The sequence below is a fragment of the Catenibacterium sp. UBA627 genome (genome assembly GCF_002299355.1).
GTDB lineage: Bacteria > Bacillota_I > Bacilli_A > Erysipelotrichales > Coprobacillaceae > Catenibacterium > Catenibacterium mitsuoka.
In genome coordinates this window covers 1-987 of the sequence record NZ_DBPF01000114.1, presented here as the reverse complement: position 1 = coordinate 987, position 987 = coordinate 1, and the positions used below count along the sequence as shown (strand labels likewise).

The 987-nt window shown below is 30.4% G+C and carries 2 protein-coding genes; both read right to left on the bottom strand.

The features are described from left to right. Window positions 1–398: hypothetical protein (locus tag B2S90_RS07410; RefSeq protein ID WP_286696801.1), on the bottom strand; the 398-nt coding region annotated here is incomplete at its 3' end. Between the two features lie 15 nt (window positions 399–413). Next, the coding region (locus B2S90_RS07405; RefSeq protein ID WP_286696800.1) for a hypothetical protein at window positions 414–987 on the bottom strand (574 nt) is incomplete at its 5' end.

Sequence of the window (987 nt, the reverse complement as noted above, 5' to 3'; positions counted from 1 at the left end):
CCATAGAAATAACATTCACCTAATAGTACAGTTGAAGATCCTATATGTTTTTCTTTTGAAAAATAGTTAAATGCCTTTTCATAATTCACATTATTAAATCTTTCAAAATAATATAAACAACCTAAATAATATGAAGCCCCTGGATCTTTTATAGAATAATATCCATCACGTAGTGCTTTATCAATAAAGTTGAATATATCATTATCCATTAAGTGATTCTTATCTGCTTTCATAAGTTCTTTCGCAAGTTCTTTAGGTGGTATAGTAATTTCCCTCTTTTCATCATCAAGATAGAGATATAGTATATGTGCTGTTTCAGGACATGCACTATGATTATAAATTGCACGATTCAATCTCTCATATGCTACATCTAGAGTCATAAGCCATTCTTTTTCCACATTAATCATCTCCTATCAATAATCTTCATCTACTTCATCAAACCCATCATCTACACCTTGTCTATAAGAAGAATCATTACGATACCTATCATGATCATAATCACCATCATCTATTGCTGAATTATAGCCATCATTATATGTATTAGAAGACCCAGGTAATTCAATACTTGGGTAATAATTCTTAGGTTCTGATGGAGTGTAATTATAATAGCTTGATTCGGGATTATTTCGTTCATATACTACTTTGTCATCAATTGTGAGCCTATCAACATCTATCTCGTTTTCTATCATATACTTATGCTTTTTACCAGATAATTCCAGTACATAATCATAATCTTGCAATGACACTATTCTTCCATCTGATTGAAAAGGTTCACCAAACCAATATATTTTAGAACGATTTTCATAATACTCATTCTTTTTCTCATGAACCTCTAGCATCATATTTAATAATTCTTTTGCACCACGCTTGGATTTAATAGCTGAATCATAATAATCATCAATTACCTGACTAGAATAAGTAACGTATAGTTCATATTCAGGTACATAAAATGTTTTGCTGTATTCAGTATAGGAACAACGATCCACA